Below are 6,927 nucleotides of genomic sequence, written 5' to 3'. Positions count from 1 at the left end.
TCCGATCTGGGCCGCGGGCGCCCCCGCCGGGACCGCCGGCGAGGGCGCCCCGACCGCCACCCGTCGAGTCGCCCGAGTGCTTCTGGACCTGTGCCCCACCGATGAACCCGGCGCCCACCAGGACCACACCGGCGAGCGCCAGCGTCGCGGGCGTGACGAGTCGTCGCCGGGGGCGCTCGGGGAGCGTCTCGCGCGGCGCGTCGTCCCAGTCGTCGTCCCACCCGTCGACGGGGTCGTCGTCGTGCTCGTGCGGCAGGTCGCCGGCGTCGTCGGCCGCCCCCGCCTCCTCGGGCGGCTGGGCCACGGCGGTCGCCGAAGCGACGGCCGCGTGCTCGCGGGTGTCGTCGTCGGCGGCCGCGGGGGCGGGCTGATCGGTGGTCGACCGGTCGGTCACGGGGGTCTCCTCGTGGTCGTGCTGGAAGGGGGGCCTCGTGCGGCCGGGATCACTCAAAGCGGAGGGCCTCGATCGGCCGGAGGCGCGCGGCGCGTCCGGCGGGGTAGGTGCCGAAGAACAGGCCGGCGAGGACGGACGCGCCGAACGCGAGCGCCACGGACGACGCGGACACGACGGGCGTCACGCCCGCGATGTCGAAGCGCGCCACGCCGAGGCCGAGCAGCACCCCGACGACCCCGCCGAGCATCGAGACGAGCACCGCCTCGGCCAGGAACTGGGTGAGGATGTCGCTGCGGCGGGCGCCGATCGCCTTGCGGATCCCGATCTCGCGGGTCCGCTCGGTGACGCTCACGAGCATGATGTTCATGACGCCGATCCCGCCGACGAGCAGCGAGATCGCGGCGACCGCGCCGAGCAGCGTCGTGAACACGCTCGTGGTCGAGCTCGACGCCTCGAGGATCGAGCCCTGGTTGATCACCTGGAAGCTCGAGCTGGAGGACGTCCCCCCGGCCGCGCCGCCGGCGCTCCTGCCCGAGCCGCCGCTCGCGGCGGCGGCAGCGCGACGACCGGTGACGCCGGCGCCCGCCCCGGCCCCGCCGGACGCACCCGTCGCCCCGGCCCCCGCGCCGCCCGACGATGCGGTCGAGCTCCCCGAGGTCGGGTGCCGCCGGTCGAGGATGTCGGTGATCTCGGCCTGCGCCGCGTCCAGCCCGCCCTCGGAGGACGCCTGCACCACGATCTGGCTGATCGCCCCGTAGCCGGCGAGCGCGTCCTGCACGCCCGTGATCGGCGCGATCACCACGTCGTCGTTGTCGGTCGCGCCGCTCGCGCCCTTCGCGGCGGTGATGCCGACGACCTGGAACGCGATCCCGTCGATCTTCACCGACTGCCCGACCGAGACGCCGAGGTTCTGCACGACGGTTGGCCCGACGACGGCGACGCGCTCCCGCGCCTTGGTCTGCGCCGCGGTGAAGTTCGTCCCCTGGGCGATCCGGTAGTCCTTGGCCTTCAGGTAGCCGTCGGTGGTCCCGACGACGGACGACGGCTGGTAGCTGGTGCTGCCCGAGACCAGGGTGGCCGAGCTGACCGTCGCGACGGGCGATGCGCTCGCGACGTGCGGTGCCAGCTCCCGGTCCTGCAGCGCGGTGGCGTCGGCCGTGGTGAGCGTGCTGCTGCTCGTCGCGGCCGCACCCGGTCCGCCGCGCGCCCCTTGGCTCTGGACGAGCAGGACGTTGCTGCCGAGCGCCCGGATCTGCGACTGCACCGCCTCCTGCGACCCGTTGCCGACGGCCACGAGGACGATCACCGACGCGACGCCGATCACCATCCCGAGCATCGTCAGCCCCGACCGCAGCTTGTTCGCGACGATCCCGCCGAGGGCGATCCGCAGCGTCTCGCGGGCGTTCACGCGCGGACTCCCGCGGCGGAGGCGTGCTGCCCGGCGGACGTCGGGCCGGAAGGCGACGAACGATCGCCAGGACCGACGCCACCCCCGAGGGTCCGCCAGCCTCCCGGCCCCGGGTCGTCGGTCCGGTGCGCGCCGCGCGCCACCGGCGCGGCGTCGGCGTTCAGCGTGTCGCTCAGCACCCGCCCGTCCCCGAGCCGCACGACGCGCTGGGCGCGGTCGGCGACCTCGTCCTCGTGCGTGATGAGGACGACGGTCCGGCCCTGCCGGTGCAGGTCGTCGAAGATCTCGAGCACGTCCTCGGTCGACCGCGAGTCGAGGTTGCCGGTCGGCTCGTCGGCGAGCACCAGCGGCGGGTCGGTGACGATCGCCCGTGCCACCGCGACGCGTTGCTGCTGGCCACCCGAGAGCTCCGACGGCAGGTGGTGGAGCCGCTCCCCCATCCCGACGGCGGTCAGGGCCCGGACCGCGCGCGTGCGCCGCTCCGTGCGCGACAGACCGGCGTAGGCCAGCGGCAGCTCGACGTTCGCCACCGCGCTCGTCCGCGGCACGAGGTTGAACGCTTGGAAGACAAAGCCGATCTTGCGGTTGCGCAGGTCCGACAGCCCGTCCTCGTCCATGTCGGCCATGTCGACGCCGTCGAGCAGGTACCGCCCGCCGCTGGGGGCGTCGAGGCACCCGAGCACGTGCATCAGCGTGCTCTTGCCGGACCCGGAGGTCCCCATGATCGCCACGTGCTCGCCGCGCCCGATCCGGAGCGTTACCCCGTCGAGCGCGCGTACCTCGAGGTCCGGCGTCGGCCGGTACACCCGCGACACGTCGCGCACGTCGATGACCGGCGTCCGCCGACGACGACCGCGCCCCGGTGCCGGGAGGCCGACGGCCATCCCGGACCGCCGAAGGTCGTCGCTGCTCCGTCCGGACATCAGTTGCGCCCGCCGCCGGGAGGCCCACCGCCGAAGCCGCCGCCGGCGGCCCCACCCCCGCCGAACCCGCCGCCCCCGAGGCCGCCCGCAGCTCCGCCGCGACCTGTCGCCGTGCCGCCGCCGGACGACGTGGTGGTCGACAGCGCGGGCAGGACGACCTGGTCCCCCGCCTCGAGGCCGCTGAGCACCTGCGTGGAGGTGTCACCGACGACGCCGGTCGTGACGGCCGTCTGCGTGTCCTTCCCGCCCTTCCGCACGGTCACGGTCCGGCCGGAGACCGCCTGGCTGGGCACGCTGATGCCCTTCGCCTGCGACGTCACGACCTCGGCCGACGCGCTCATGCCGGGGAGCACGCCGTCGGCCTTCTGGGTGACGGCGAGCGTGACGGGGTACGACACGACGCCCGAGCTCGACGTCGACGTGGTCCCGATGTCGGTCACCCTCGCCGCGAGCTTCACGCCGTCGAGCGCGGTGACGGTGACGCTCGCCGCCTGCCCGACCTTCAGGTCGCCGATGTCCGACTCGCTGAAGGACACCTCGAGGTCCAGCCGGCTGAGTTGGGCCAGGGTCGCGAACGACGAGGAGGAGGACGAGGAGCTCCCCGTCGTCGCGGACGAGCCGCCCGACGACGCGCCCCCGCCGCCGGTGGTCGATCCGGTGCCCGTGGAACCCGTGCTCCCGGAGGCCGACGACGAGGTGCCGGAGCTCGACGACCCGGCGCCGGACACGGTCTGCCCGACGGAGCCGTCCAGCGCGGTGATCGTCCCCGCGACGGGTGCCCGCAGCCTCGTGTCCTCGAGCGCCTCCTCCGCGTCCTGCACGTCGAGCTTCGCGGACGCGACCGCGGCTTCGGCGGCAGCGACGGAGGTCGCCGACCCGGAGCCCCCGGACGACGCCCCGGATCCCCCGGACGACGACACCGACCCTGCGGACCCGGACCGCGACGACCCGGCCCCGGACGACCCGGAGGCCGCTCCCGAGGACGTCCCGGCGCCGGACGACGCGCCCCCTCCGGAACGGGCCCCGGAGGACGTGCCGCTGCCGGTCCCGGACGACCCGGCGGAGCCGGCCGACCCGCCCGAGCCCGTCCCGCTCCCGGTCGTGGGAGCTGCCTGCGTCGTCGTCGGAGCGGCACTCGAGGTGGTCGTGGGAGCGGCCGCGGTCGTGCTGGGCGTGGCCGCCGTCGAGGTGGGGGTGGTCGATGTGGGGGGCGTCGTGGCCGTCGACGTCGTCTTCGCGGCCACCTTCGTCGTCGGCGAGGTTGTAGCGACGGCGACCTTCGTCGTGCCGGGGACCTCGGTCTCGCCGTTGCCCGGCCCGCGGCTGGTGCTCGTGGCGGCGATCCTCATTCGGGCATCCCCGTCGTCCGGTCCGGACGTGGCGACAGCCGCGAGGCGAACCCCTTCCGACGTCGCGACGATCGAGCTCGTCGCGCGGGTCCCGTCGGCCCCGTCCGCCGACGCGGTCGTCGCCGTCCCGGTGGTCGATGCGGTGGCGCTCGAGTCCTCCGCGTCGTCGAGCGCCGTCCTGGCCGAGTCGAGGGTCGCCTCGGCCTGGGCGACGGCGACCTTCTGCCGCGCGTCGTCCAACCGGGCGATCAGCTGGCCGGCCTCGACGTGTTGCCCCGCCTTGACGAAGACCTTCTCGACGGTCCCCGACGTGGAGAACCCGAGGTCGACCTGGTTCGCCGGCGCGAGATTTCCGGTGCCGGACACGGTCTGCTGGACGACCCCGGACCTGGCCGTCACGACGCGCCCCTCCGACCGCGCGGCGGCCTCGGGACCGACGGTCGCGATCGCGACGACGACGGTCGCGGCCGCGAGTGCACCCATGCCGACGGTGGCGGGTGAGCGCGGCAGGCGGAGCCGATGTCGTTCGGGCGGTCCAGAGGGCACCCGTCGACGGTCCCAGCGCCGTCGCAGAGCACCGTAAGAGGACCCGCGGTGGGGCATAAGAGCGCCGCCGGTCCCGCAGCGAGCCGCCGGAGGGTCCGGGTCTCGCGTGACGGGCGGAGCACGGATCACTCCTCCCGCAGAAGCGCCTCCCCGGCCCGGCCGTCGCACGGAAGGGCGTCGCCGGGTCCTCTCTCCCACGGATCCGGCCGCCGCGACACGGACCCCCGCGAGAGGCCGTCGGGGAATGTGCAGCGAACGCGTCGATTCCCCGAGCGGCCCTGTGCGGGACGTTCATCCGGACATCGGGGTCCGGAAGCGCACGGACCACGAACGTCGTGTCGAGGGACCGGCACGAATCCGCGCCGATCCTGTGACGGGCGGTGCCGGCGTGCGCGCCGGTCGTACGGTCGTGGGGTGGACGAGATCCGTCACGTCGCCGCCTTCGTCGCCATCGCCGAGCTGCTGCACATCGGGCGCGCGAGCGAGGCGCTCGGTCTCTCTCGGAGGACGGCGGCGGACCGGCTCCGCGCGATCGAGCGCCGACTCGGGATGTGCCTGGTCGACCGTCGCCACCGGTGCCGGATCGCCCTGACCCCCGAGGGCGCCGCCGTCCTGCCCGCCGCGCGGGCGGTGCTCGCGGCACACGAGGCACTCGACGCGGCGGCGGCCGAGGTCCGGGAGGGGCGCCGGGGAGTCGTCCGCGTGGCGGTCGTCGACGGCCCGGGCGACCTGCGACCGGGAAGCGGCCGTCCCGACGACGCGCGGCCGGGGCTCGGCGGCCCCGGTGCACCGCCGCCTCGTGGTCCGGCGGATCACCCAGGTGGTGTCGGCGACGAAGGGGTCCGGGCGCTCGGGCCGGCGGGTGAGGCGCTCGCCGACGTGCTGGGCAGGATCGGCGACGGGTGGCGCGTGGAGTACCTGCCGATGGACCGGTGGAGCGCCCGGCGGGCGATGGCGGTGGGTGGGCTCGAGTGCGCGATCGGGATCGGGCGTCCGCTCAGGATCGGGCCGGGTGCGCTGGATCCTCGTCCGCACCGGCGCGAACGCACCGCGTCGGCCGTCGTCGACGACGGCCGCGGTCTTCCCACCGCGGTGACCTGGAGGTCGGCCTGGGCGCCGGGACGGTCTCCGGGCGACGACGCGGAGACGGGCGATGACGACGCGGAGTCGGTCGGCGACCGGGTGGTGGAGCACGTGCGGTGGCTGGCCCGGCAGGCGCGCGACGTGCGGTACCCGCGCAGGGCTGCCGCGCGGCGGGCCGTGGCCGAGCGACGGCGGGCCGCGCACGCCCGCATCGACCGCCTCGACGAGGACACCCGGCGCCTCGGACGGGAGGCCGCGCTGCGCCGGACCGCGGAGGAGGAGCGGCGCGAGGCGATCGAGCGCTACGAGGCCGCGTCGGCGTCGGGCGACGTGACGCTGCACGTGCTGGTGGACTGGCTCTGCGCGACCAGGGGACGAGGTGACCGACCGCCCGACGCCGACCCCGCCCCCGCGTGACGGTCAGTCGCGGTTCCAGCGGAGGGAGCCGAGGACGATCAGACGCATGCGGTCCTCGGTGGTCCGGAGGATCGCGGCCTCGTCCTCGGGCGGGGCGTCGAGGAGGCGCTCGGCGGTGGCGACCATGACCGTGACGATCAGTCCGGCGACGAGGTCGAGGGACGCGTGGTCGAGCTCGCCGAGCACCGGGTAGCGCCGGAGGTCGTCGACGAGCTCGTTGGAGAACGACTGGATCTCCCGGGCGATCGTGGAGCGCAGGCTGGCGATGCCGCCGGACCGCTCGCGGGCGATGAACCGGTAGTGCGGGTGGTGCGTGCCGACGTGCCGGACCAGGGTGCTCGCCGACGCACGGATGTCGTCGCCCGGGGCCTGGACCTCCGCCCGGCCGGCGCGCATCATCTCACGGAGCGACGCGAACGACTCGTCGACGAGGACGAGCCCCAGCTCCTCCATCGACTCGAAGTGCCGGTAGAACGCCGTGGGAGTGATGCCCGCCGCACGGGACACCTCGCGCAGGCTGATCGCGCCGAAGCTGCGGCTCTCCAGCTGATCGAGCGCGGCGTCGAGGAGCGCCTGGCGCGTCCGGAGCTTGCGCTCCTGGCGGGTGAGCGGTGCGCCGGCGTCCGTCGTCGCGACCTCGGACGAGCTCACGATCCTCCGCCCCGCGTCCGCCGGCCGGTCCGGTCGCCCGGGGCGGCGCGGTCCTCCGGGGTCGTCTGGTGAGCGGGCACTCGGCGCATGTCAGCAGTCCACCGGGCCCGTCGGACGACGGTGTGCCCGATGTCACTGCCACAGCCTACGGATCGC

At 75.2% G+C, this 6,927-nt stretch carries 4 protein-coding genes and 2 pseudogenes; 1 reads left to right on the top strand and 5 read right to left on the bottom strand.

From position 1 onward, the window contains the following. The 4 genes and pseudogenes from PATMI_RS37495 to PATMI_RS34595 all read right to left on the bottom strand — a co-directional run. Positions 1–394, bottom strand: a pseudogene (locus tag PATMI_RS37495) (hypothetical protein); the annotation flags it as partial. 49 nt (positions 395–443) lie between these two features. Beyond that, entirely contained in the window at positions 444–1,802 is a 1,359-nt protein-coding gene (locus PATMI_RS0113255) for an ABC transporter permease (protein ID WP_026911238.1), read from the bottom strand. A gap of 167 nt (positions 1,803–1,969) precedes the next feature. Continuing rightward, positions 1,970–2,686, bottom strand: a pseudogene (locus tag PATMI_RS29885) (ABC transporter ATP-binding protein); the annotation flags it as partial. Positions 2,687–2,724: 38 nt separating this feature from the next. Then, the gene (locus PATMI_RS34595; RefSeq protein ID WP_051471578.1) at positions 2,725–4,557 is read right to left on the bottom strand and encodes an efflux RND transporter periplasmic adaptor subunit; all 1,833 of its coding nucleotides are present in this window, start codon (positions 4,555–4,557) and stop codon (positions 2,725–2,727) included. A 477-nt stretch (positions 4,558–5,034) separates the two neighbouring features. On the opposite strand from PATMI_RS34595, the gene PATMI_RS0113240 reads away from it, so the two are divergent. Beyond that, positions 5,035–6,120 (top strand): helix-turn-helix domain-containing protein, encoded by a 1,086-nt coding sequence (locus tag PATMI_RS0113240; protein ID WP_026911237.1) that lies wholly within the window; start codon positions 5,035–5,037, stop codon positions 6,118–6,120. Between the two features lie 3 nt (positions 6,121–6,123). Here the strand turns inward: PATMI_RS0113240 and fabR are convergent, their stop codons facing one another. After that, entirely contained in the window at positions 6,124–6,771 is a 648-nt protein-coding gene (gene fabR / locus PATMI_RS0113235) for an HTH-type transcriptional repressor FabR (RefSeq protein WP_036725810.1), read from the bottom strand. Positions 6,772–6,927 lie beyond the last annotated feature (156 nt).

Origin of the sequence: Patulibacter minatonensis DSM 18081, assembly GCF_000519325.1 — a bacterium.
In the GTDB taxonomy this organism is placed as follows: Bacteria; Actinomycetota; Thermoleophilia; order Solirubrobacterales; family Solirubrobacteraceae; genus Patulibacter; species Patulibacter minatonensis.
Note: the sequence above shows the minus strand (reverse complement) of the source record. Positions and strands in the feature narration are given on the sequence as shown.

Excerpts from the sequence above, each read along its gene's own strand:
- PATMI_RS34595 (WP_051471578.1), bottom strand. The coding sequence starts at position 4,557 with ATGGGTGCACTCGCGGCCGCGACCGTCGTCGTCGCGATCGCGACCGTC.